Raw genomic sequence first — 21,966 nt, 5'->3', positions numbered from 1 at the left:
CGGCGCGGGGGGCGCTAGCCGATAGTCGGCACATGCGCCCCTGCATCCTTGTCCAGCAGATCGATCAAGCGCGGATCATCCGCGACCTCGACCTGCCGTTTATATGGTGTAAACCCGCTGCGGATATAGAAAGACATCGCCTGCGGACTATCAAGCGTGCAAGTATGTAGATGAAACCGCGAGATCGGCCTTGCCCAAGCGGTACGGATCGCGTGGTTCATCAGATAGCGCCCTGCACCCGACCCGATCAGCGCGGGCGTCAGGCCAAAATAAGCCAGCTCGCAGGTGCCGTCGGCGGTGAACTTGAGCTCGAGCAGCGCCTCGTCACTGCCATCTTTCGTCAGCGTGAAAAACTGCGTGTCCGCATCCGACAACAGCGCCTGCAATTCGGCGTCGGTTTTTGTGAGCCGTCCGAACCAGAGCCAGTCCTGTCCGACCCGGCGAAAGATATCACGGTACCAGTCCAGTGTCGGGCTCAGCGCGCGCAAGGTCACGCCCTCGGGGGCGGGTACATCGCGCGAGGGCGCGGCCTCGCGCATCTCAAGATGTGTGACAACCATCGCCAGCTTGCCAAGAGGTACGTCGTGGTATCCGTCCGTCAGCATCAGACCAGCCCTTGCTCTTTGAACAGGTCCATCATCGAGGTTTGCGGGCGCGGGCCAATGTGGCTGATGACCTCGGCCGCGCAGATGTTGCCCATCTTGCCGCATGTCTCGAGGTCACGATCCGTGGCCATGCCGTACAGAAATCCTGCCGCGAATTGATCACCCGCGCCGGTGGCATCGACTGGCACGACCTTTTCGACGGGCACATCAACGCGTTCTTCGCCGCGCATCAGCGTGACCCCGTCGCCCGAGCGGGTGCAGACCACCAGCGGGCAAATCTCGGCCGTTCTGGCCAGAGCGACTTCGGTATCGTCGGTTTCCCACAGGGCGCGGAGTTCGGCTTCGTTGCCGATGACATAGCCCAGATCGTTTTCGATCAGCGCAAGGAAGTCATCCCGGTGACGTTCCACGCAGAAGGGGTCGGAAATAGCGATTCCAGCCATGCCGCCGCCCGCCGTCGCCGCGCGCGCCGCTTCGCGGAATGCGGTTTTGCCCGCGTCGTGGTCAAAAAGGTAGCCTTCGAGGAACATCAGCTTGGCCTTGGAGGCCACCGCCTGCGGAACATCGTCCGAGGTAAGCCCCGTGGAGATGCCAAGATAGGTGTTCAACGAGCGTTCCCCATCCGGGGTCACAAAGATCATGCAGCGCGAGGTCGGGTTCTCGCCCCCGGTCACAGGCGCGTTGACAAAATCAATGCCGATGTCGGTCATCGCTTTGGCATAGAACTGGCCCAGGTCATCATCGCGGACCCGCCCGATAAAGGCAGTGGACAGGCCAAGCGCACCGATGCCCGCGATGGTATTGGCAACCGACCCGCCGGGGGTCTGCAGTCGGTCCTGCATCGTGGCATAAAGACTTTCGGCGCGGTCACGCTCGATGAGCTGCATGATGCCTTTTTCGATGCCGTTGTCGTTCAGAAACGTGTCATCCGCATGCGAGATCACATCGACAACGGCGTTGCCGATGCCAACCACTTCGTATTGGGTCATTCGGTTTTTTCCTCATAGGGGCAAAGGTCACGGATGATGCAGGTTCTGCACAAAGGTTTGCGTGCTTTGCAATGGTATCGCCCGTGCAGGATCATCCAGTGGTGGGCATGGTGTTGGAAATCAACGGGAATATTGTCTTCGATGGCGCGCTCTACCGCGTCCACGGTTTTGCCGGGCGCGATCCGGGTGCGGTTGCCAACGCGAAAGATATGCGTGTCTACCGCCTGCGCCGGATAGTGCCACCACATGTTCAGCACCACATTCGCCGTCTTGCGGCCCACGCCGGGCAACGATTGCAGCGCCGCGCGGCTGTTGGGCACGACCCCGCCATAGTCATCCACCAGAAGCTGGCTGAGCTTCATGACGTTTTTGGCTTTTTGGCGGAACAGGCCGATAGATTTGATATGGTCCGTCAACCCGTCCAGCCCGAGGTCCAGCATCTGCTGCGGATGCTCGACGATCTCGAACAGGGATTTCGTGGCCTTGTTCACCCCCGCATCCGTCGCCTGCGCGCTCAGCGCGACAGCGACCAGCAACGTATAGACGTTGGTGTGATCCAGCTCGCCTTTCGGTTCCGCCTCGGCGTCCTGAAAGCGGATAAAAATCTCGCGGATCGTGTGATAATCAAGGGTTTTGGCCATGCGCCAAGGTATGCGTGGTTTCGCCTCTCAGGGCAAGCCGCGCGCGGCGGATTTTACGGGCGTCGCTGCGGCAGGGGGCTGCGTCATTAGGCGCATGTTTCGGGTCGCGCGGGGGCGGGGCCTGCCGTAGTCTGCCCCTATGACACAAGCACAGCACACGCCCCAAACCGCCGCCCCCGAAGATGCCGCTACCGCAGACGGCAGCGCCTATCACTACGGTGTGATGCGGCGGGCGATTGATCTGATCGATGCCGCCGCCGACCCGCTGGCGCTGGATCAGATCGCGGGCGAAATGGGGATGAGCCCGGCCCATTTTCAGCGGCTTTTCTCGCAGTGGGTGGGCGTGTCGCCCAAACGCTATCAGCAATACCTGATGCTGGATCACGCCAAATCGCTGCTGCGCGATCGCTTTACCACGCTGGACACGGCGCATGAGCTGGGGCTGTCCGGCTCCGGTCGTTTGCACGATATGTTCCTGCGATGGGAGGCGATGAGCCCCGGTGATTTCGCCCGTAAGGGGGAGGGGCTTGTGATTTCGTGGGGGTGGTTCGACAGCCCCTTTGGCCCTGCGCTGGTCATGGGCACGCCACGCGGAATTTGCGGGCTCGCCTTTTCGGCAGAAATGGGCACCGATGCCGCGATGGAGGATTTGTGCCGCCGCTGGCCGGGGGCGCGTTTTTGCGAAGATCCGGCACTGCTGCGCGACTGGGTGCAAATTGCATTCGGCGTGCAGGGGGGCGGGGCAGAGAAGGCACCGATGTATTTGATCGGAGCGCCGTTCCAGATCAAAGTGTGGGAGGCGCTGCTGGCGATCCCGTCGGGCCATGTCACCACCTATTCCGAGATCGCCCAGACCATTGGCACGCCCAAAGCGGTGCGGGCCGTGGGCACAGCGGTGGGGCGCAACCCGATCAGCTGGCTGATCCCCTGCCATCGCGCCTTGCGCAAATCCGGCGGCTTGGGAGGCTATCACTGGGGATTACCGGTCAAGCGCGTGATGCTGGCGTTTGAATCCGCCCGCGCTGATGCTTGAGGTGGCGTCGGCGGGTTGCTGCCTATGCACATAATCCTGCCGGTTCAACGGGAACAAAGGCTGGTGTAAGGCGTTATGTGAAGATTGCCTCGCCCGAACGGGGCCACAACTTAAAGGCAGAATAAGATATGACACTTTCGAAAACCTCCATTGCTGTAGCTCTGACAAGCGTTCTGGCGCTGGCTGCTTGTGAACCCGGTCCGATTGGTGGCAACCCCAACGACCCGAACGCCAACACACGTAACGGTGCGCTGATCGGTGCAGGTACCGGTGCCGTGATCGGCGCGCTGTCCAAAGGTGACGGCAACCGCGCACAAGGCGCGTTGGCCGGTGCGGTCGCAGGCGGTGCACTGGGCGCCGGCTATGGCTATTCGCTGGACAAGCAAGAGGCCGACCTGCGCCGTCAGCTGGATTCCGACGTCATCATCACCAACACCGGTGATCGCCTGATCGTGACCTTGCCACAGGACATTCTGTTCGCGACAGACAGCACGCAGGTTCAGTCCGGCATGCAGAACGATCTGGCCGCACTGGCACGCAATGTGAACGTGTACAGCAACTCCACGCTGCAAGTCATCGGTCACACTGACAGCGATGGGCAAGCGTCCTATAATCAGCAATTGTCCGAAGGCCGTGCGCGCGCCGTCGCAAACGTGCTGGTGTCGAATGGCGTTCCAGCCAGCCGTATCCGGTCCGTGGGCCGCGGTGAAAGCCAGCCGGTTGCGAGCAACTTGAACGCATCCGGAAAGGCACAAAACCGCCGCGTTGAGATCGTGATTCTGCCAAACGCTGGCTAAGCTTTGGCGTCACTCATCTGAAAGGGCCTCGGCATTTGTCGGGGCCCTTTTGCGTTTGAGGGGGGGGCTTTCGGTAGGCGACAGTGCGCGGCGGCGCTAAAGGTTGTCTTCGACGCGGAACCCGTCGGGGATGATATCGCGCCCTTCCAGCATCAGATCAGCCATGACCTCGGCCACCTTAGGCGCCATGCCGAACCCGATCTTGAACCCGCCATTGGCCACGAAATACCCAGGAGCGTCGGGCAAGGGCCCCAGCATTGGGGCACGGCTGCGGCTGCGCGGGCGCACGCCGGCCCAGCGGGTAATCACCGGCGCATCGCGTAAGACGGGCACCGCGGCACGCGCCGCCGCAATCACATCATCAAGCTGTGCATCGGTCTGGTCGGGCGTAGAATAATTCCGCTCGGTGGTTGATCCGATGGCGACGGTCCCGTCGCTATGCGGGATCATATGAACGCCCCCTGCAAAAAGTTGCGGCAGGCCGCCTGCGTCATACTGCAACAGCGCCGCCTGACCTTTGACACCAGCGCCCACAAGGCGCGTGTGATTGGCGGTCATCTGCTCTAGCCCAGCGACGCCTGTCGCCCATAGCACCTGTCCGCGATCCGCACCCTCGGCCTGTACGGTCACGCCCTTGGCCGCCAGTGCCCGCACCAGCGCATCACAGGCACGGCGGGGGTGGATCAGGCCGCTGAGCGTGTCGTAAATCAACCAGCCGGTCGGGCTGTCGGGCTGCCATTGTGTATCAGTCGCGCGGATCACGGACCATGTGGCCTGACCTTGCCACAGCGCCTCGGCCGTTTCGGTCCGCTGCTGCGCCAAGGCCAGTGCTGCGTCATCCGCGACGGGTTGTAGTCGCCCATTGCGGGCATAACCCGCGTTGCCGCCGCCCGCTTGTTCAACCTCTCGCCAGAAGCCTTCAGCCATCAGCAGACTGTCGCGTTGAAAGGCTTTCTTGGCGTTCCAGTTTTCGGGCACATGCGGGGCCAGCGCGCCGACGATGCCGCCGCTGCTGCCTGCAGCTGGCCCGTTCGGGTCAATCACGTGCACCGTCGCCCCGCGTTGCACGCAGGCCCATGCCACCGACAGGCCAAATATCCCCGCGCCGCGTATCGTGATTTCGGCCATTGCCAATCCTTGCCCTTTTTGCGCAGTGTTCGGCAAAGCCCATAGCACAAGGCCATCCCATGGAGAACCAGACAGCTGAGATTGAATGGAAAGACAGCGGTGTTCCGGTGTCCTCTAAATTCGATGATCCGTACTTCAGCCTTGATAACGGGGTAGAGGAAACGCAGCATGTCTTTATCGAGGGCAACGATCTGGCCAACCGCTTCCGCGACGGGTTCCGCATCGCAGAGTTGGGGTTCGGGACAGGGCTGAATTTTCTCGTGGCTTGGGACGCATGGGAGCGCAATGGCGCGAAAGGCACGCTGCATTTCACCTCGTTCGAAGCCTTCCCGATGTCGTCCGAAGATATGGCGCAAGCGCATCAGTCATTTCCCGATTTCGACGGCAAGCGTGACGGGTTGCTTGCCGCGTGGTCGCCCGAGGGTGGAGAGATGCGCTTTGGCGATGTGGTGCTGACCGTGGTGATTGGCGACGCGCGGCGTGCGGTGCCCGCATGGGACGGGCTGGCGGATGCGTGGTTTCTTGACGGGTTTTCCCCCGCCAAAAACCCCGAGCTGTGGGAGCCGGAGCTGCTGCATGATGTAGCACGGCACACGGCACCGTTCGGCACGGCCGCGACCTATACCGCCGCTGGCGCGGTCCGTCGCGCGCTGGAAAGTGCGGGCTTCGCGGTTGAGCGCACGACCGGCTATGGACGCAAGCGGCACATGACGCGGGCTGTGCGCGTATGAGCATGGCCACCAACCGCGCGGCGGCTGCGGCGCAGTCGAACAATATCCCGCTTGGCATCACTTTGATGGTGATCACGACCTTTGTGTTTGCGGTGCAGGACGGGCTGTCGCGGCATCTGGCCTCTGAATACAACGTGATGATGGTGGTGATGATCCGCTACTGGTTCTTCGCGGCCTTTGTCATCGCTCTGGCCAAACGCCATGCGGGCGGGCTGCGGGCGGCGGCGCGGACAAGCCAGCCGGTGCTCCAGATATTCCGCGGGCTGCTGCTGGCGGCCGAGATCTGCGTGATGATCGTCGCCTTTACGATCCTTGGCCTTGTGGAAAGCCACGCGGTCTTTACCTGTTATCCGCTGCTGGTGGCCGCCCTGTCCGGCCCCGTCCTGGGGGAAAGCGTCGGCTGGCGCAGGTGGGCGGCGATCGGGGTCGGCTTTATCGGGGTGTTGATCATTCTGCAGCCGGGGATGAGCGTCTTTGACCCCGCCGCCGTGATCCCGCTGGTGGCGGCCGCGATGTTCGCGGTCTACGGGCTACTGACCCGCTATGTCGGGCGCAAGGACAAGACCGCCACGAGCTTTTTCTGGACCGGCGTCACAGGGTCAGTGGCGATGACAGCCACGGGGCTGTGGTACTGGGAGCCGATGATCGCCAGCGACTGGCTGATCATGGGGTGCCTGTGCATCACCGGTGTCACGGGCCACTGGCTGTTGATCCGCTGCTACGAAGTGGCCGAGGCGAGCGCGGTGCAGCCCTTTGCCTATCTGCAGCTGGTCTTTGCCGCGATCATCGGCATCAGCGCCTTTGGCGAAACCGTGCGCCCCAATGTCGCCATCGGGGCGGCGCTGATCGTCGCGGCGGGGCTATTCACCTTTTGGCGCGAACGGCAAAAGGGTCGTGCCCGTTAGTTCCTCGGTAAAGGGTTGGGGCAGGGGGTCTTTGCCCATGCGCGCGCGGTAAACGGGCAGGCTTTCGGTCACCCGCATCACATAGTTCTGCGTCTCGCGGAAAGGGATCATCTCTATCCAGTCGACGATATCGATGTCGCCCTCGCGCGGGTCGCCGTAGGTGTCCATCCAGCGCGTCGGACGCGAGGGGCCGGCGTTATAGGCGGCAGAGACCATGACCACGTTCCCGTTAAACCGGCCCGCCATCTGCGACAGGTATTCGGACCCTAGCAAAGCATTGTATTCCGGGTCGGCGGTCAGCCGGTCGGTGGTGTGCAGCGCGCTGATATCCAGATCGCGGGCGACATCCTTGGCCGTGGCGGGCATCAGCTGCATCAGACCGCGCGCGCCCACATGGCTTTGGACCACGGGATCGAATTCGCTTTCGCGGCGGGCGATGGCCAGCACCATTTCGGGGGCCATGTTCAGGTCCAGCTTGATCGCATCATGCCGCGCGTAATAGGGGCCGGCGATGGTGATGCCCCGTTGCGCCACACGTTTGCCGATCATCACGGCCAGATGCGGCTGGCCCACGTCAATCGCGGCCTGTCCCAGAAGGGCAGCGTCCTCGGTGATCAACTGCTCTGCCAGATGGGTCCAGAACCGTTCCGCGGTCGACAGCTCGCCCGAGGCTTGAAGGAACAGCCCCGCCTGAAACAGCGGTGCCTGTGCCAGCGCCGATGTGCGCCAATCCTGTTCAGGGCGCGCGCCTGCAAGGCTCGTGTCGAACGGCAGATTGCCCCGCTCTGCCGCAAGCAGACCGTAGAAAGAGGATTGGAACTTCGCGCCTTGGGCATAGGCTTTGGCGGCGCCCTCGGCGTCGCCCATGGCCTGATAAGCGCGACCCTGCCAATAGCCCGCGCGCCCTTGGCTGATGGGGGATTCTACTGCGCCGTCATGGGCCTGAAAGTGACCAAGCGCCAGCTTGGGGTCTTTGAGAAACCGCAGGGCGATATAGCCCGACAGCCATTCAAGGTCCGCAAAATGCGACCCTTCGGAAAGGAAGTGTTTCGACGCCATCTGATAGGCCCGCGCCGGATCGCCATTGCGCATTTCATCCCGCGCCAGCGCGCGGCGGCGGTTGGCCCATGCAGCGGGCTGACCAAGGGCCGCAGCGCTGATCGATTGCGACAGCATCAGATCCTTGGCGCTGTCGCCGTAGCCCTTGCGGATGCGCCATTCAAAGCGGTCGGCCTGCAGCCCCGGATCACCGGCCTTGCTGGCGGGCAGCGCGTCGATCAGGGCGTTTACATCGCCGTCCAGATTTTGCAAGGCGATGCGGGTTTCGGCCAGCGCCTTGTCGGCATCACTGACCAGATCGAACATCTGGCGGGCTTCGGCGTGTCCCCGTTGCCATAGCATCTCGTCCAGACGGGCGGCGTGGTGCTGTTTCAACAAAGACCCATGCGCGTCAATAAACTTTGCCTGATCGTTCCCGCTCATGGGGAGGGTACGCCACGCCAGCACCAGCCGCGCCTGTGCCTCGCCCAGACGATCCGCACGCAGCAGCGCTGCGGCATGGGCCAGCACACCCTCGGGCGTCTGCGGGCCCTGACCGATAAAGAAATCCAGTATCGCCTTGTCACCTTCGCGGATCACGGCCTCTTCGGACTGTCTGCGCAGATAGGCTTCGCCCGGCCAGTCTGGGCGGCGGCTGAGGAAATCGGTCACCTCGGCATAGGTGCCCCGACCAGCGCGCAGGCGGTGCCATTCGATCACATCTACCGCAACGGCACCATCACGGCGCGCAATCAGGGCGGCATTATCCCAGCTGCCCGCGCGCATGGCGTCCATCGCCCATCCCAGCGGACGCGGCCTTTCGGCATGGGCCGGAAGGGCGAGGGCAAAAACCATCGTCAGCGTCGCCAAGGCGCGTCTCATCACTTGCATTTCCTACTGGTCAAAGGCTACAGCCTTGCAACATACGGCGCGGCGCGGGGGTTTCAACTCAACTTGCCGCTATCAGCAATTGGGCGCTTGCCCAGCAACGCAAGAATAGGAGCGTGCATATGCTACAAGGTTCACTACCTGCACTCGTCACGCCGTTCACGGACGGCGCGCTGGATTTGGACACGCTCAAGAAGCTGGTGGAATGGCACATCGCGGAAGGATCGAACGGGCTGGTGCCTGTCGGGACCACCGGTGAATCGCCCACCCTGACCCATGCCGAGCATGAAACCGTTGTCGCCGAAGTCGTCAAAGCCGCCGCGGGGCGTATCCCCGTCGTTGCAGGTGCCGGTTCGAACAACACGACCGAGAGCATCCGTCTGGCCAAACACGCCGAAAGCGTCGGTGCCGATGCGGTTCTGGTTGTCACGCCCTATTACAACAAGCCGACCCAAGCCGGTCTGATCGCGCATTTCACCGCGATCCACGAGGCCTGCGGTCTGCCGATCATCATCTACAATATCCCCGGCCGTTCGGTCGTTGATATGCTGCCCGAAACCATGGCGGAGCTGGCCAAGCTGCCGCGCATCATCGGTGTCAAGGATGCCACCGGCGATCTGGCGCGGGTCTGTGACCAGCGGATGCTGTGCGGGCCGGATTTTGTCCAGCTCTCGGGCGAGGATGCCACAGCGCACGGGTTCAACGCCCAAGGTGGCGTTGGCTGTATCTCTGTCACCGCGAATGTCGCGCCCAAGCTGCTGAGCCAGATGCAGGCGTTCTGCCTTGCGGGGGACTATGCCTCGGCGCTGGAAATCCAGGACAAGCTGATGCCGCTGCACAACGCGATCTTCACCGAGCCGGGCCTGGTGGGTGTGAAATACGCGATGGCGCGTCTGGGGTTGTGTTCGGACGAGGTGCGCCTGCCACTGGTGCCGCTTACCGATGCCACCAAAGCGCTCGTGGATCACGGGTTGAAGCACGCGGGTTTGCTGGGCTGATCACGCGGTAAAATCACGGGTAAGACGGGGCGGCATCTAGCCGCCCTTTTTTTATGGGCAAGACCCAGCCAATCGGTCAGCGCATAAAAAAGGCCCCGGCAAAACGCCGAGGCCTGATGTGAATATCTGCCTTCGGGAGCAGAAAACGCTTATGGGCAAGCAGCTGTGTAACGCTGACCTGCGGAGTTCTGGTAGACACACTGGCCGTTTTTGCCGCGGCCCAGGTATGCACCTGCAGCAGCGCCAGCCAAGCCACCCAGAACGGCGCCTTTGGTTTTGTCATCGTCGCCCGACACGACAGCACCCAGAGCCGCACCAGCAGCAGCGCCGGTTACAGAAGATTGAGTCTGCGTTTCGCAAGCGGCGAGTGCGCCAACCATAGGCAGGACCAAAAGTAGCTTTTTCATGATATACTCCATACTAGCTTCAGTACTTAACGCTATGTGACGGGTTTGGTTCCAGTAAGATTATTTTGATCGGCAACAAAGTGCCGGAGCGGCAGCCTATTTGCTGCCGAACACCCGACCCATTGCCCCGTCTACAGCCGCGATGATCTGATCAATATCGTCCTTCTTCGCGATCAACGCAGGGCTGAAGCAAAGGGTGTTGTTCTTGCCCGGCACCGACCGGTTGGTCGCCCCGATGATCACGCCCTGCGCCATACAGTCTGCGACGACCGCTTGAATCTGCGCTTCGACAACGGGAACGCGGGTGCTGCGGTCTTGGACCAACTCAGCGCCAAGGAACAGACCCTTGCCGCGCACCTGACCGATCACATCGTATTTGTCCGACAGTTCTTCGAGCTCTTCGAGCATATATTGCCCCATGTCGCAGGTATTTTGCAGCAGGTTCTCGCGCTCGATGATGGCCATGTTTTCAATTGCGGCGGTAGGGCCTGCGGTACAGCCGCCAAACGTCGAGATGTCGCGGAAATAGTTCATCGGATCGCTGGCGTCGTCCTTGAACAGGTTGAACACCTCTTCGGTTGTCACAAGGCAGGCGATCGCCGCATAGCCCGACGCGACGCCTTTGGCCATTGTGACCATATCCGGCTGGATGCCAAAGTGCTGATAGCCAAACCATTCGCCGGTACGCCCGACGCCGCAGACGACTTCGTCGATGTGCAGCAGAACGTCATATTTGCGGCAGATTTCCTGCACGCGTTCCCAATAGCCGTCCGGAGGCGTGATAACACCGCCGCCCGCTGTAACGGGTTCAAGGCAGAGCCCGCCCACGGTATCGGGGCCTTCGGAAAGGATGATTTTCTCGATCTGGTCGGCGGCCCAAATGCCGTAGTTATCCTCGGGGGCACCGTCCTGTTCGAACTTGCGATACTCAAGACAATGGGGCACGCGGACGAAACCATCAGTAAAGGGGCCGTATTGCGCGTTCCGTTCGTCCTGTCCGCCTGCAGACAGGCAAGCGATGGTCGTGCCGTGGTAATCACGGTCGCGATAGAGAATCTTGTGCTTCTTGCCGCCATAGCGTTTGTGGGCGATCTGGCGGATCATTTTAAAGGCTTTCTCGTTCGCCTCGGAGCCGGAGTTGCAGTAGTAGAGACGGCTCATGCCCGGCATCTTGGCGATCAGCTTTTCTGCAAAGATCGACCCCGGAATGGACCCGGCAGAGCCCGCGAAATAGTTCAGCTTGATCAGCTGGTCGCGTACCGCATTGGCGATGCTTTCGCGGCCATAGCCGACGTTGACCGTCCAGACGCCACCGGACACAGCGTCCAGATGCTCTTTGCCCTTTTGATCCCAGACACGCATGCCCTTGCCTTCGACGATGATGCGCGGGTCGGTGGTTTCATAGGCTTTATGCTGGCTGAGGTGGTGCCAGATGTGCGCGCGATCTGCCTCGACCACACGGGAGATATCGTTTTCGCTAAATGTACCATCCATGTGCGTGACCTTTCCGAGGTTGGGATTGGGACGGGTGGCAAAGCACCCTGTTTCTAACGGCCCGTGCGCAGGCGTCCTGCGCCTGTTTCGGTCCCTATGCAGTGATTGTTAGGAGCAACGTCCCCCTCTGAAAAGCAAAAACCTGCCACGCAGGGGAGCTTTGGGGGGGTGACGCACGCAAAAGGGGCTGGAATTGATTAAAATTCCAGCCCCTAAGCATTTGATTGATCTATATTTCCCCGGTTCTACGCGGGGCGTGCGCTTATGCGCTTATTTCGGGCGAAAGCTCGATTTTCCGCGCTTGGGGGATGCGTCGCCACCGGCGGGTTTGCCTGCAGGCTTTCCACCCTTGGGCTTGGCACCCACTTTGCCCGGAGGGACAAAACGTTTCGAAGGGTCAGACGCGCGCGCCTTAAACGGCTTGTCGCCCGCAGGCTTGCTGTCCCCACCCGAGCGATCCGCCGGCTTGTCTTTTTTCCAGACGGCTTTGGCCTTGGGCTTGTCAGAGCTGTCGGGCTTGCCCGCAGTCTTTGGCTTTGGTGCGGCACCGGGCTTCATTGGGGACCGTTCGGTCTTGTGCGACTTGGGCGGGCGTTCACCTTTGGGGGCCTTGGGCTTGTCAAACTTGGGCTTGTCGCCGCGTGGTTTGTCGAACCCTTTGTCGGGGCGTGGCCCGCGTGGCTTGTCATAAGAGACCGAGGCCTCTTCGGTGCCCGCCGCACGGGGTTTGCGCGGTGCGCGTGGCGCGTCGGGATCGTAAGGTGCACGGTCCGGGCGCGGCCCGCGATCCGGGCGCGCGTTGTCATCAAAACGCGAACCGCCACGCTGGGGTTTCGGGCCGCGGCCGCCGGGCTTGGGCCCGCGCGACAGATCAGGAGCCTTGTCGAGCTTGGTCACAACAGCGCCGTCTTCGACTTTCATTTCGGGGCCAAGGGCGGTGGTGAATTTATCAGCCGACGTCGCGAGGATTTCGACAAAAGTATGGCTTGGCTGCACACGGATCGCGCCCACGTCATCCTTGGTCAGATCGCCCATACGGCAGATCATCGGCAAGATCGTACGCGGTTCGGCTTCGTCGTTGCGCCCGATCGAGATCGAGAACCAGACCGACGGACCAAAGTCGCCACGGGGGCGTTCATCCGCTGGTGTGCCGGGCTCTGCCAACTGCTCGGGTGCCGACTGGCGCGCACGATAGAGGTTCACAAAAGCGGTGGCCAGTTGCTCGGGGCTGAACTGATCCACGAGGTTCGCAACAAAGCCCGCTGCATCATCGGGGATCGGGTTCGACCAAGCGGAATCGGCCAACAAGCGCTTTTCGTCTTCGGCGTTCACTTCTTCGGCGGAGGGCGGGTTGGCCCATTCGACTTTCAGTTTGGCACCACCAATCAGGCGGTTGGCTTTGCTGCGCATCTTGGCAGGGACGATCAGGGCGGACACACCCTTGCGACCCGCACGGCCGGTACGGCCCGACCGGTGCAGCAACGTGTCAGAGTTCGACGGCAGATCAGCATGCACAACCAGTTCAAGGTTGGGCAAATCGATGCCACGTGCGGCCACATCTGTCGCGATACAAACGCGGGCCCGTCCGTCGCGCAGCGCTTGCAGCGCGTTGGTCCGTTCAGACTGCGTCAGTTCGCCCGACAGTGCCACGACCGAAAAACCACGGTTGGTAAAGCGGGTGGTGAGGCGCGCAACGGCGGCGCGGGTGTTGCAGAAGACGATGGCGTTCTTTGCCTCGTAGTACCGCAGCACGTTGATGATAGCGTTTTCGGTATCACGCGGGTGCACGTTCAGCGCACGGTATTCGATGTCGGCGTGTTGTTTCTTTTCGCCTACGGTTTCGACGCGCTGCGCATCACGCTGGTAGGATTTGGCCAGCTTGGCAATCGCCGCAGGCACGGTGGCCGAGAACAACAATGTGCGGCGCTCTTCCGGCGCTTCGGAGAGGATGAATTCCAGCTCTTCGCGGAAACCCAGATCAAGCATCTCGTCCGCTTCATCCAGCACCACGGCGCGGATGTCGGACAGGTTGATGTTGTTGCGTTTGATGTGGTCGCACAGGCGGCCCGGTGTCGCGACGACGATATGTGCGCCACGGTCCAGCGCACGGCGTTCGGTGCGTGTGTCCATGCCGCCAACGCAGGTGGTCACGACCGCACCGGCCTTGCCATACAGCCACGTCAGTTCGCGGCTGACCTGCATGGCCAATTCGCGGGTCGGTGCAATGATCAGCGCCAGTGGCGCGCCAGCGTGTCCGAATTTTTCATCGTCGCCCAAAAGGGTCGGTGCGATGGCCAGACCAAAGGCCACTGTCTTGCCGGACCCCGTCTGGGCTGACACCAGAAGGTCGGCTTCGACCAGATCTGGGTTGGTAACCGCCTCTTGGACGGGGGTAAGCGAATCATAGCCTTGGGTGGCAAGCGCGTCTGCGATGGTTTGGATCAAGGGATTGTCCTGTCTGAGAAAATGTCGCGCTACAAATACGCGCGTCGCGGCAAAAGCGGATACGCCAGCCACGTGTTGCGCCCGTCCCTAGTCGGTTATGACGCGAATGTACATCTCTTTGTCAGGCGCACAGGTGAGAGCGGCTATGCTCCGCCGCCTTTCTTTCAGGCGCTGATCGCATCCCCCCACGCCGACATCACCTCTGTCGCGCCGGTGTTTTCATCTCCCTTTCGGCCGACAGCAGAGGGGCAGGCGAAGTGATAGGGGAAGATCGTGCGCGGTGCAGTCACGACGTTTTCCAGCGTCTCTTTCAACGTCGCGATCACCTGCGGCGGGAGCGCCTGATCCACGATGGTGATATCGGCAAGGCTCATATCCGTGCGCGGCGCGTGAAAGGCGGTTTCCAGATCCATCCCGTAATCGAGCAGGAGCGACGTCAGCTCGACCACCGCGGGCATGATCTTGCGCCCGCCAGATGCACCAAGCGCGAACTGCGAGCCATCAGCGCGGTGCAGCAGGGTGGGGCACATATTGGCAAGGCAACGCTTGTTTGGCCCGAGCGAGTTCGGCTTGCCCTGTTCGGGGTCGAACCACATGATACCGTTGTTCATCAGGATGCCGGATTGCGGCAGCATCATCCGCGAGCCAAAGATCGACAGCAGCGTTTGCGTGACGGCGACCATATTGCCCGCTTCGTCCACGACACTAAAGTGTGTGGTGCAGGACGGATCCGGTTCATGTTCGGTATCGCCCATCGTATCATAGCGTTCCTGATTGGCCTGCCGGATGGCGCGGTCATAGGCGATGAACGCATCGGCGTCGGGGGTGTCAGTGCCGGGCTGCCAAGCCGTCATAAGATCAAGTGCGCGGCGCATGGTGGGGCCTGCGGTCAGCGTCGGCGTGGCGATCACCTCGTGGTCGCGATAGGCATAGTGCATCGCATCGACCAGTGTCGCCTGATATTGCGCCAGATCCTCTGCCGCATGGTGTCCGCCCGCCGCTTGCAAATCCGCGACAATCGACTGCGCCAGCGGCCCTTCGTAAAATGCACGCGGCCCATCTGTTGCCACGGTGCGCAGCGATGCCGCAAGACGGCTCAGGTCGCATGTCGTCTCGCCCAAGGCGGTCCACCCCGAGGATTTCGGAAAGCCGTCTTCATTAAGGAACGTCTCGGCCGAGGCGGGGAAGGGGGCGAGGTCTTTGGCCGATCCACCAAGGATCAGCTGCGTATACCAATCGACGGGCAGCCCCGCATCGGCAAGCTTGATCGCAGGGGCGAGCAGATCGGCCCAGGGCTTCGTGGCAAAGCGTTCATGCGCCAGCCCCATGCCTGCGACCTGACCAGGAATTGCAATCGCCTTGGCCCCGAAAACGTTGCGATCGTCCAGCACGGAAGGCCACGGAAACAGATCGCTCGCCTTGCCACCGACGATTGGATAGTCGGCAACATCCAGCCCCTTGGGGGATTTCATTCCGAACTCAATGACTTTGGCAGTCTTCTCGCCGGCCATACGCACGACCATAAAGCCGCCGCCACCCATTCCGCTCATCCACGGTTCAGCCGCCCCAAGCGCAAAGGAGGTGGCAATGGCGGCATCCACCGCATTGCCGCCTTGCGCCATGACATCCGCCCCGACCTGAGCCGCCACACGGCTTTGCGACGCGACGATGCCTTTGCGGCTGCGGGTTGCGGGTTTGGTGATCTGCCAAGAGGCGTTTTGCTGCTGGGTCATTGGGGGCATCCTGTTATCTAGGTGTGCCTACCCAACGCCAGTGTCAGCAGATTTGCAACCATGAGGAGCGTTGCCGCCCCGCTGATTAGTTGCTTTGTGTCGGTGTCGCTGAAAATGCAAACACGGGGGCCTGGGCCATCTCGTTGGACGGGCCCTTTTTCGTGTTGGGATAGATAAACCCGTTGATCGGATAAACGCTGCCGAATGAACCAGCCTGACTTTCCAGCCGCACATCGGACCAGTCATTGCGGGGCGACACGTCTTTGACGGTCATCGCCAGAGAGATCTTGTTGCGCTTCCAGTTGGCGTGATCAACCTTGATCTCGCGGGGGGAAACAACTTCGGAGACCACGGCGACATGGCCCATCGGGTTCCGGCGGGTGCCTTTGAACGCCATGACGGCGCCAACAGCGGGTTTTGTGCCGCGCTCGTAAAGACCGTTGGCTTTGGCCCACCAAGTGTTGGCGTTGCCGCGGATTTGGACACCGCTGGCGTTGCGCGCGAAGGGTACGCACCAAACGCGCTGGCCTTTGGATTGCAGAACGCGAACTTCGCGGATCGCCATGGCGTGTAGGTCAGGGTTGATGCCCGCTTGGCTGATGGTTTGAACCTCAACCGGGCCGCGGGCACAGGCCGCTGTCAGCAGCAGGGCTGCGGACAAAATTGAAATACCGATTTTCGACGTCCACTGGCGTTTCACGCTCATTTATCTGTCCTGCTGCTCGTTTCCACTCACCTTACTGTCCCAGTAAAGTCCGGCAGACATTCCGCGATTCTTGGCCAAAATCAAAGCGTCTGGATTCCTGTGGGCAAAATTCCGCCAGTATTATTGCAAATTGTTAATTTTCGGGAACCGGACGAAGGCCTCCGATTTTGACAATCAGGTCCAGCAACTCTGCCACACCCCTATCGTGTTTCATCTCTGCAAAGAGATAGGGCAGATCACCGCGCATCCGTTTTGCATCACGATCCATCACCTCAAGCGACGCGCCCACATGCGGCGCGAGGTCTGTTTTATTGATGATCAGGATGTCTGACTTTGTAATCGCCGGCCCGCCCTTGCGCGGGATTTCTTCGCCTGCGGCCACATCGATCACGTAAAGCGTCACATCTGCCAGCTCGGGACTGAAGGTCGCAGACAGGTTATCGCCGCCGGATTCGATCAGCACACAGTCCAGATCGGGATGGCGATCACGCATCCGCGCGATGGCGGCAAGATTGATCGAGGCATCTTCGCGGATAGCAGTATGTGGGCAGCCGCCGGTTTCGACACCGATGATCCGGTCTTGCGGCAGGACTTGAAGCCGCATGAGCGCTTCGGCGTCCTCTTGGGTGTAGATATCATTGGTGATCACGCCGATTGACCAATGGTCGCGCATGGCGCGGCACAGCGCGGCGGTCGTCGTGGTCTTGCCCGCGCCAACGGGGCCACCAATGCCAATACGAAGCGGTCCATGGGGAGAGGTCATGTCTGGAACATCCTAGAGTAAAGCGTTTCATGTCGCATCGATGCGATATCGGCCAGAAAACAGGCGCTGCCGATATCGTCGACGGTTTGTGACAGGGCCAGCGTCACTGTTTGGTGGCACAAAGGGGCAAGGGCGGTGATGACCCGCTGCCCGTCCGTTTGCCCCAACGGCACCGCACGGATCGCGGCAGACACCAGCGCGCTGACGAAGGCGTGCAGGAACAGCTGCGCGCCTTGATCCACAGGCAAGCCCTGCGCTGTGCAGGCCGCGCCAAAGGCGACGGGCAGCGTCAGGTCGGGGAGCTCATGCCCCCAGACGTCATTGACCACCCGCACAAAAGCCGCGCCCTGTTGGGTCATCTCTGTCAGTCGCTCCGACGAGGGTGCCAGCGCGCGCGCCAGCGCATCCACCTCGTCCACCCCCTTGCCCGCAAAGCCAGCGTTCAGCAGGATCGCATCAGTCCGGCCCGCACCGTGGGTGATGAGATCCGAGAGCCACGCCTGAAGGCTGGCCGCATCGTGAATGGTGCCGTCCTGCACGGCCATTTCCAGCCCGTGGCTATAGCTGAACGCGCCGATGGGAAAGCTGGGCGACAGCCATTGGGCCAATGTGATCAGCGCTTGGGTCTGCATCGTCAAAGCGGCCTAATGCGCGTGGCTGTGGGTGCGACCGTGGCCATAGGCACCGCCGTCGGGAATGAAGGGTTCGGACACATCGCGCAGCGTCGCGCCGAGCTTTGTCAGCATGTCGCGGATCACGTGGTCGTTTTGGATCAACAGCCGACCCGGTTCAAGCTGGCAGGGGCAGTGCCGGTTTCCGATATGCCATGCCAGACGCACCAGATCGGTACCGGTGATCTCGAGCAGGGCTTCGCGTGCGGCGATGACTTCGATGATCTGCCCGCCTTCAAGCTCGAACGCATCGCCGTGGTTCAGCGATTCCGTATGGGCGAGGTCGACGAGGAACCCGCGGTTATGGCTGGTCAGCAAGCGTTTGCGGCGCAGGAAGCGGTCGTCATAGGTCAGCACGCAACTGTCATCCGCATGGTCCCACTGGCCGTGGCGCTTGATGGTATGGGCGGGGGGAAGGTCGGTCATCTAGGGGCCTCAGAACATGAAATAGCGTTGCGCCATGGGGACGGTTTCAGCGGGCGCGCAGGTCAGCAGCTCGCCGTCCGCGCGGACTTCGTAGGTTTCGGGGTTCACCTCTACCTTGGGGGTGGCCGAATTATGGATCAGATCGGATTTGCCGATGTTGCGGGTGTTTTGCACCGCGATGGTCTGTTTGCGCAGGCCAAGGCTGTCGCGCAGCCCGTTCGATTGCGCGGCTTCCGAGATAAAGGTCACCGCGCAATGTTGGAGCGCGCTGCCATAGGCCCCGAACATCGGGCGGGTATAGACCGGTTGCGGCGTGGGGATCGACGCATTCGGGTCGCCCATTTGCGCCACGACGATCATGCCCGACATCAATACCATTTCGGGCTTCACCCCAAAAAAGGCGGGGTTCCACAGCACCAGATCGGCCTTCTTGCCGACCTCGATCGACCCGACCTCGCGGCTGACACCATGGGCGATGGCGGGGTTGATCGTGTATTTCGCGATATAACGTTTGACGCGGAAGTTGTCGTTGTCGGCGGTTTCTTCCGGCAAGCGCCCGCGCTGCTTGCGCATCTTGTCTGCGGTCTGCCACGTGCGGATCAGCACCTCGCCCACACGGCCCATGGCCTGACTGTCAGAGGCGATGATAGAGAACGCACCGATGTCATGCAGGATATCCTCGGCGGCAATCGTCTCGCGTCTGATGCGGCTTTCGGCAAAGGCGACGTCTTCGGGGATGGATTTATCGAGGTGGTGACAGACCATCAGCATGTCCAGATGCTCTTCGAGCGTGTTCACTGTGAAGGGGCGTGTCGGGTTGGTCGAAGACGGCAGCACGTGCTCTTCGCCGCAAATCTTGATGATGTCGGGGGCGTGGCCGCCGCCCGCGCCCTCGGTGTGGAAGGCGTGGATGGTCCGGCCCTTCATTGCGCCAAGCGTATGTTCGACAAAGCCGGATTCATTCAACGTGTCGGTATGGATCATCACCTGCACGTCCATGTCGTCCGCGACCGACAGGCAGCAATCAATCGCGGCGGGGGTGGTGCCCCAATCTTCGTGCAGCTTCAGCGCACAGGCCCCGCCGTTCACCATTTCGATCAGCGCACCGGGCTGGCTGGCATTGCCCTTGCCCGCGAGGCCGATGTTCATCACCACGCCGTCCATTGCCTGCAACATGCGCCCGATGTGCCACGGGCCGGGGGTGCATGTGGTGGCAAGCGTGCCATGTGCAGGGCCGGTGCCCCCGCCAAAGCAAGTGGTCACACCGGAGTGGAGTGCGTCCTCCATTTGCTGGGGCGCGATAAAGTGGATGTGGCTGTCGAAACCGCCGGCGGTCAGGATGCGCCCTTCGCCGGCGATGATCTCGGTCCCCGGTCCGATGATGATATCAACGTTGGGCTGGGTGTCGGGGTTGCCCGCCTTGCCAATCGCCGCGATGCGCCCGTCTTTCAGCGCGACATCCGCCTTGTAGATGCCCGAATGATCGACGATCAGCGCGTTGGTAATCACGGTATCCACCGCACCATTCGCCCGCGTGACCTGCGACTGGCCCATGCCGTCACGGATTACCTTGCCGCCGCCGAACTTCACCTCTTCGCCATAGGTCGTCAGATCGCGTTCGACCTCGATGATCAGATCGGTGTCAGCCAGCCGTAGCCGGTCGCCCGTGGTGGGGCCGTACATCGCTGCATATTCAGAGCGGGGGAGTGTGGTGGTCATCGGTCTCTCTTTCCTCGAAGCGCCTTAAAGCGCGCCCATCACTTCAGCGTTGAACCCATACACCTTACGGTCGCCCGCGAGCGGGATCAGCTGCACCTCGCGGCGTTGACCGGGTTCAAAGCGCACGGCGGTGCCGGCGGCGATGTCCAGCCGGTGACCACGCGCGGCGGCGCGGTCAAAGTCGAGCGCGGGGTTGGTTTCGGCAAAGTGGTAGTGACTGCCGACCTGCACGGGCCGGTCACCGGTATTGGCAACCATCAGGGTGATGGCCGTGCGATCGGCGTTCAGGGTGATGTCCCCTGTGGCGCAAAGCACCTCTCCGGGGATCATTTGCGCGCCTTGCGGGGGGCCTTGACCCGCCCGCGCAGCGCGATGGCCGCGGCGGTTGCGATGACGGCGAGCCCCATGAAGACAGGCATCCATTCGGCCCCGTGGGGGGCGATATGCACACCGGGGTGGGCAAGGGCAGGGCCGGCCATCAGGGCGGCGGGCAGGATCATCAGATGTTTCATAGCAGGGGCCTTTCTTGCGAACGGGGTCTAGCGGATGGGGTTGTGCACGGTGACCAGCTTGGTCCCGTCGGGGAAAGTGGCTTCGACCTGTACGTCGTGGATCATCTCGGCGATGCCTTCCATACAGTCGTTGCGGGTGATGACTTGGGCACCGGCCTGCATCATCTCGGCCACGCTGCGGCCATCGCGTGCGCCTTCGACGACGGTATCGGTGATCAGGGCAATTGCCTCGGGGTGGTTCAACTTGACGCCGCGGGCCAAGCGCTTACGCGCGACTTCGGCCGCCATGGCGATCAGCAATTTATCTTTTTCACGGGGGGTCAGCTGCATGTCAAAGCATCCATGTTTTGGGAGGGGCCGCGCCGTGCAGGCGGGCGATGATCGGCACCAGAGACTGGCGCAGGATGTAACTGTCGGGCGCGAGGAGCCGCGCATAAAGCACGCCGTCGCGGATCAGGCTGGCACCGGCGCTGGCGGGCAGCAGCGCGCGCAGGGGGGCAAGCAGCGCCTCGGCATCGGGGGCGGCGTAGATCACGCTGGCCATAGCGCAGTTGCCGCCCGCCGTGGCGGTGCCAGCAAGTTGCGTGTGGATATCGCCGGACAGGCGCACGGCATCAGCAAAGATGGGGTGCCCGTCGCGGCGGATCGTGATGTTATCGGCAAAGCGCGCGTCGCTTAGCGTTTCGCCCATGGAGACGCGGCCAAAGACCAGCGGCTCTACGCCGAAGAAACAGGCATCGCCCGTCAGGTCCACCTCCAGCTTGCGGCGCAGGGCAGAGCCGTTGAACAGGATCGTTTCCTGCGGCAGCCAATCGATCCGTGCCCCGCCTTTTGCGACCAGCCGCGTCGTCATTTGCGCCATCGGGCCGGGTTGTGCCAGATAGACACGTTCGGCAGCCTGACTGGTCAAGGTCAGGCGGCTGTCCGCACCGGCAGTGGCGTGGATCGACAGTTCGTCGCCGCCCGTCATCCCGCCTGAAGTGTTAAGGAAGACCCCCGTCAGACCACCCGCCGCCGCACGCGGAAAGAGCGCCTTGAAGCAGCCCTGCTGGTACAGATCGTCGATCACCGACGTCCCGCCGTAGGTCTTGCTGCTGATGCGCAACGCCCCGCGGGCGCGGGGTTGCATCGGCACGGCGAAAGCCTGATCGGTATGGGCGGCGATGTTGATGGGGGGCCTCGTCCAGTTGAAAATAACTCCCATCTGGATAGCGTGATTCCCGTCGGGTGCGATCCGAAACGGGCATTTTTGGCGCAATTTGAGGCTGCTTCGCGACGGATGCCTATAATTTGGGCATATCCCGTCAGTGGCTTTGACCCGCAGCTTGGGCGCGGGT

General features: G+C 61.9%; 23 protein-coding genes. 5 read left to right on the top strand and 18 right to left on the bottom strand.

Annotated elements, in window-relative coordinates:
• Nucleotides 1–14: 14 nt before the first annotated feature.
• From BLQ98_RS01225 to nth, 3 genes are read right to left on the bottom strand one after another with little or no spacing between them, the layout of a single operon-like run.
• On the bottom strand, nucleotides 15–605 hold the full coding sequence (locus BLQ98_RS01225) for a GNAT family N-acetyltransferase (protein WP_093731532.1): 591 nt from the start codon (nucleotides 603–605) through the stop codon (nucleotides 15–17).
• Nucleotides 605–1,594 (bottom strand): adenosine kinase, encoded by a 990-nt coding sequence (locus tag BLQ98_RS01220; protein WP_093731531.1) that lies wholly within the window; start codon nucleotides 1,592–1,594, stop codon nucleotides 605–607. Before BLQ98_RS01220 ends, BLQ98_RS01225 begins: the two co-directional genes overlap by 1 nt.
• A complete protein-coding gene (nth, locus tag BLQ98_RS01215; protein ID WP_093731530.1) occupies nucleotides 1,591–2,235 on the bottom strand; it encodes an endonuclease III in 645 nt (214 codons plus the stop codon). The genes BLQ98_RS01220 and nth overlap by 4 nt, the downstream gene beginning before the upstream one ends.
• A gap of 139 nt (nucleotides 2,236–2,374) precedes the next feature.
• Between nth and BLQ98_RS01210 the strand changes: the two genes are divergently transcribed.
• Together BLQ98_RS01210 and BLQ98_RS01205 are read left to right on the top strand one after the other, a co-directional pair.
• A complete protein-coding gene (locus BLQ98_RS01210) occupies nucleotides 2,375–3,268 on the top strand; it encodes a methylated-DNA--[protein]-cysteine S-methyltransferase (RefSeq protein ID WP_093731529.1) in 894 nt (297 codons plus the stop codon).
• Nucleotides 3,269–3,396: 128 nt separating this feature from the next.
• Nucleotides 3,397–4,065 carry a YiaD family glycine zipper/OmpA-like lipoprotein gene (locus tag BLQ98_RS01205; protein WP_093731528.1) on the top strand — a complete coding sequence of 223 codons (669 nt, stop codon included), beginning with the start codon at nucleotides 3,397–3,399 and terminating at the stop codon, nucleotides 4,063–4,065.
• 96 nt (nucleotides 4,066–4,161) lie between these two features.
• Here the strand turns inward: BLQ98_RS01205 and BLQ98_RS01200 are convergent, their stop codons facing one another.
• Complete coding sequence (locus BLQ98_RS01200) at nucleotides 4,162–5,193, bottom strand: NAD(P)/FAD-dependent oxidoreductase (protein ID WP_093731527.1); 1,032 nt, start codon at nucleotides 5,191–5,193, stop codon at nucleotides 4,162–4,164.
• Between the two features lie 59 nt (nucleotides 5,194–5,252).
• Here BLQ98_RS01200 and mnmC2 point away from each other — a divergent pair, with 59 nt between their 5' ends.
• Nucleotides 5,253–5,924, top strand: a complete 672-nt coding sequence (mnmC2, locus tag BLQ98_RS01195; protein ID WP_093731526.1) for a tRNA (5-methylaminomethyl-2-thiouridine)(34)-methyltransferase MnmC2 — start codon at nucleotides 5,253–5,255, stop codon at nucleotides 5,922–5,924.
• The gene (locus BLQ98_RS01190; protein ID WP_051577598.1) at nucleotides 5,921–6,829 is read left to right on the top strand and encodes a DMT family transporter; all 909 of its coding nucleotides are present in this window, start codon (nucleotides 5,921–5,923) and stop codon (nucleotides 6,827–6,829) included. The genes mnmC2 and BLQ98_RS01190 overlap by 4 nt, the downstream gene beginning before the upstream one ends.
• Here the strand turns inward: BLQ98_RS01190 and BLQ98_RS01185 are convergent.
• Nucleotides 6,785–8,758 (bottom strand): lytic transglycosylase domain-containing protein, encoded by a 1,974-nt coding sequence (locus BLQ98_RS01185; protein WP_093731525.1) that lies wholly within the window; start codon nucleotides 8,756–8,758, stop codon nucleotides 6,785–6,787. The two genes, BLQ98_RS01190 and BLQ98_RS01185, sit on opposite strands and share 45 nt — an antisense overlap.
• A 119-nt stretch (nucleotides 8,759–8,877) precedes the next feature.
• Between BLQ98_RS01185 and dapA the strand changes: the two genes are divergently transcribed.
• On the top strand, nucleotides 8,878–9,753 hold the full coding sequence (gene dapA, locus BLQ98_RS01180) for a 4-hydroxy-tetrahydrodipicolinate synthase (protein ID WP_093731524.1): 876 nt from the start codon (nucleotides 8,878–8,880) through the stop codon (nucleotides 9,751–9,753).
• 149 nt (nucleotides 9,754–9,902) lie between these two features.
• Here dapA and BLQ98_RS01175 read toward each other — a convergent pair whose 3' ends face one another.
• The 13 genes from BLQ98_RS01175 to BLQ98_RS01115 all read right to left on the bottom strand — a co-directional run bounded on the left by BLQ98_RS01175 (nucleotide 9,903) and on the right by BLQ98_RS01115 (nucleotide 21,833).
• Entirely contained in the window at nucleotides 9,903–10,160 is a 258-nt protein-coding gene (locus tag BLQ98_RS01175) for a YMGG-like glycine zipper-containing protein (RefSeq protein ID WP_037944890.1), read from the bottom strand.
• A gap of 96 nt (nucleotides 10,161–10,256) precedes the next feature.
• On the bottom strand, nucleotides 10,257–11,654 hold the full coding sequence (locus BLQ98_RS01170) for an aminotransferase family protein (protein WP_093731523.1): 1,398 nt from the start codon (nucleotides 11,652–11,654) through the stop codon (nucleotides 10,257–10,259).
• 270 nt (nucleotides 11,655–11,924) lie between these two features.
• Nucleotides 11,925–14,099 (bottom strand): DEAD/DEAH box helicase, encoded by a 2,175-nt coding sequence (locus BLQ98_RS01165; protein WP_093731522.1) that lies wholly within the window; start codon nucleotides 14,097–14,099, stop codon nucleotides 11,925–11,927.
• Nucleotides 14,100–14,263: 164 nt separating this feature from the next.
• Nucleotides 14,264–15,832, bottom strand: coding sequence for a gamma-glutamyltransferase (locus BLQ98_RS01160; protein ID WP_093731521.1), 1,569 nt, complete (start codon nucleotides 15,830–15,832; stop codon nucleotides 14,264–14,266).
• A gap of 85 nt (nucleotides 15,833–15,917) precedes the next feature.
• The gene (locus BLQ98_RS01155) at nucleotides 15,918–16,538 is read right to left on the bottom strand and encodes a CHAP domain-containing protein (protein WP_093731520.1); all 621 of its coding nucleotides are present in this window, start codon (nucleotides 16,536–16,538) and stop codon (nucleotides 15,918–15,920) included.
• A 133-nt stretch (nucleotides 16,539–16,671) separates the two neighbouring features.
• Nucleotides 16,672–17,301 carry an urease accessory protein UreG gene (ureG, locus tag BLQ98_RS01150; protein ID WP_093731519.1) on the bottom strand — a complete coding sequence of 210 codons (630 nt, stop codon included), beginning with the start codon at nucleotides 17,299–17,301 and terminating at the stop codon, nucleotides 16,672–16,674.
• Entirely contained in the window at nucleotides 17,298–17,933 is a 636-nt protein-coding gene (locus tag BLQ98_RS01145; RefSeq protein ID WP_093731518.1) for an urease accessory protein UreF, read from the bottom strand. Before BLQ98_RS01145 ends, ureG begins: the two co-directional genes overlap by 4 nt.
• A gap of 12 nt (nucleotides 17,934–17,945) precedes the next feature.
• Nucleotides 17,946–18,398, bottom strand: coding sequence for an urease accessory protein UreE (locus tag BLQ98_RS01140; RefSeq protein ID WP_093731517.1), 453 nt, complete (start codon nucleotides 18,396–18,398; stop codon nucleotides 17,946–17,948).
• A gap of 9 nt (nucleotides 18,399–18,407) precedes the next feature.
• A complete protein-coding gene (ureC, locus tag BLQ98_RS01135; protein ID WP_093731516.1) occupies nucleotides 18,408–20,117 on the bottom strand; it encodes an urease subunit alpha in 1,710 nt (569 codons plus the stop codon).
• Between the two features lie 24 nt (nucleotides 20,118–20,141).
• Nucleotides 20,142–20,447 carry an urease subunit beta gene (locus BLQ98_RS01130; RefSeq protein ID WP_093731515.1) on the bottom strand — a complete coding sequence of 102 codons (306 nt, stop codon included), beginning with the start codon at nucleotides 20,445–20,447 and terminating at the stop codon, nucleotides 20,142–20,144.
• Complete coding sequence (locus BLQ98_RS01125; RefSeq protein WP_005851166.1) at nucleotides 20,444–20,629, bottom strand: hypothetical protein; 186 nt, start codon at nucleotides 20,627–20,629, stop codon at nucleotides 20,444–20,446. The genes BLQ98_RS01130 and BLQ98_RS01125 overlap by 4 nt, the downstream gene beginning before the upstream one ends.
• Nucleotides 20,630–20,656: 27 nt before the next feature.
• Entirely contained in the window at nucleotides 20,657–20,959 is a 303-nt protein-coding gene (locus BLQ98_RS01120) for an urease subunit gamma (protein ID WP_093731514.1), read from the bottom strand.
• 1 nt (nucleotide 20,960) lies between these two features.
• On the bottom strand, nucleotides 20,961–21,833 hold the full coding sequence (locus tag BLQ98_RS01115; RefSeq protein WP_093731513.1) for an urease accessory protein UreD: 873 nt from the start codon (nucleotides 21,831–21,833) through the stop codon (nucleotides 20,961–20,963).
• Nucleotides 21,834–21,966 lie beyond the last annotated feature (133 nt).

The sequence above is a fragment of the Sulfitobacter litoralis genome (assembly GCF_900103185.1).
Classification (GTDB): Bacteria; Pseudomonadota; Alphaproteobacteria; order Rhodobacterales; family Rhodobacteraceae; genus Sulfitobacter; species Sulfitobacter litoralis.
The sequence above is the reverse complement of the archived record's forward strand: the minus strand, read 5'-3'. Positions and strand labels throughout refer to the sequence as shown.

Excerpts from the sequence above, each read along its gene's own strand:
- BLQ98_RS01225 (WP_093731532.1), bottom strand. The coding sequence starts at position 605 with ATGCTGACGGACGGATACCACGACGTACCTCTTGGCAAGCTGGCGATG.
- BLQ98_RS01220 (WP_093731531.1), bottom strand. The coding sequence starts at position 1,594 with ATGACCCAATACGAAGTGGTTGGCATCGGCAACGCCGTTGTCGATGTG.
- nth (WP_093731530.1), bottom strand. The coding sequence starts at position 2,235 with ATGGCCAAAACCCTTGATTATCACACGATCCGCGAGATTTTTATCCGC.
- BLQ98_RS01210 (WP_093731529.1), top strand. The coding sequence starts at position 2,375 with ATGACACAAGCACAGCACACGCCCCAAACCGCCGCCCCCGAAGATGCC.
- BLQ98_RS01205 (WP_093731528.1), top strand. The coding sequence starts at position 3,397 with ATGACACTTTCGAAAACCTCCATTGCTGTAGCTCTGACAAGCGTTCTG.
- BLQ98_RS01200 (WP_093731527.1), bottom strand. The coding sequence starts at position 5,193 with ATGGCCGAAATCACGATACGCGGCGCGGGGATATTTGGCCTGTCGGTG.
- mnmC2 (WP_093731526.1), top strand. The coding sequence starts at position 5,253 with ATGGAGAACCAGACAGCTGAGATTGAATGGAAAGACAGCGGTGTTCCG.
- BLQ98_RS01190 (WP_051577598.1), top strand. The coding sequence starts at position 5,921 with ATGAGCATGGCCACCAACCGCGCGGCGGCTGCGGCGCAGTCGAACAAT.
- BLQ98_RS01185 (WP_093731525.1), bottom strand. The coding sequence starts at position 8,758 with ATGCAAGTGATGAGACGCGCCTTGGCGACGCTGACGATGGTTTTTGCC.
- dapA (WP_093731524.1), top strand. The coding sequence starts at position 8,878 with ATGCTACAAGGTTCACTACCTGCACTCGTCACGCCGTTCACGGACGGC.
- BLQ98_RS01175 (WP_037944890.1), bottom strand. The coding sequence starts at position 10,160 with ATGAAAAAGCTACTTTTGGTCCTGCCTATGGTTGGCGCACTCGCCGCT.
- BLQ98_RS01170 (WP_093731523.1), bottom strand. The coding sequence starts at position 11,654 with ATGGATGGTACATTTAGCGAAAACGATATCTCCCGTGTGGTCGAGGCA.
- BLQ98_RS01160 (WP_093731521.1), bottom strand. The coding sequence starts at position 15,832 with ATGACCCAGCAGCAAAACGCCTCTTGGCAGATCACCAAACCCGCAACC.
- BLQ98_RS01155 (WP_093731520.1), bottom strand. The coding sequence starts at position 16,538 with ATGAGCGTGAAACGCCAGTGGACGTCGAAAATCGGTATTTCAATTTTG.
- ureG (WP_093731519.1), bottom strand. The coding sequence starts at position 17,301 with ATGACCTCTCCCCATGGACCGCTTCGTATTGGCATTGGTGGCCCCGTT.
- BLQ98_RS01145 (WP_093731518.1), bottom strand. The coding sequence starts at position 17,933 with ATGCAGACCCAAGCGCTGATCACATTGGCCCAATGGCTGTCGCCCAGC.
- BLQ98_RS01140 (WP_093731517.1), bottom strand. The coding sequence starts at position 18,398 with ATGACCGACCTTCCCCCCGCCCATACCATCAAGCGCCACGGCCAGTGG.
- ureC (WP_093731516.1), bottom strand. The coding sequence starts at position 20,117 with ATGACCACCACACTCCCCCGCTCTGAATATGCAGCGATGTACGGCCCC.
- BLQ98_RS01130 (WP_093731515.1), bottom strand. The coding sequence starts at position 20,447 with ATGATCCCCGGAGAGGTGCTTTGCGCCACAGGGGACATCACCCTGAAC.
- BLQ98_RS01125 (WP_005851166.1), bottom strand. The coding sequence starts at position 20,629 with ATGAAACATCTGATGATCCTGCCCGCCGCCCTGATGGCCGGCCCTGCC.
- BLQ98_RS01120 (WP_093731514.1), bottom strand. The coding sequence starts at position 20,959 with ATGCAGCTGACCCCCCGTGAAAAAGATAAATTGCTGATCGCCATGGCG.
- BLQ98_RS01115 (WP_093731513.1), bottom strand. The coding sequence starts at position 21,833 with ATGGGAGTTATTTTCAACTGGACGAGGCCCCCCATCAACATCGCCGCC.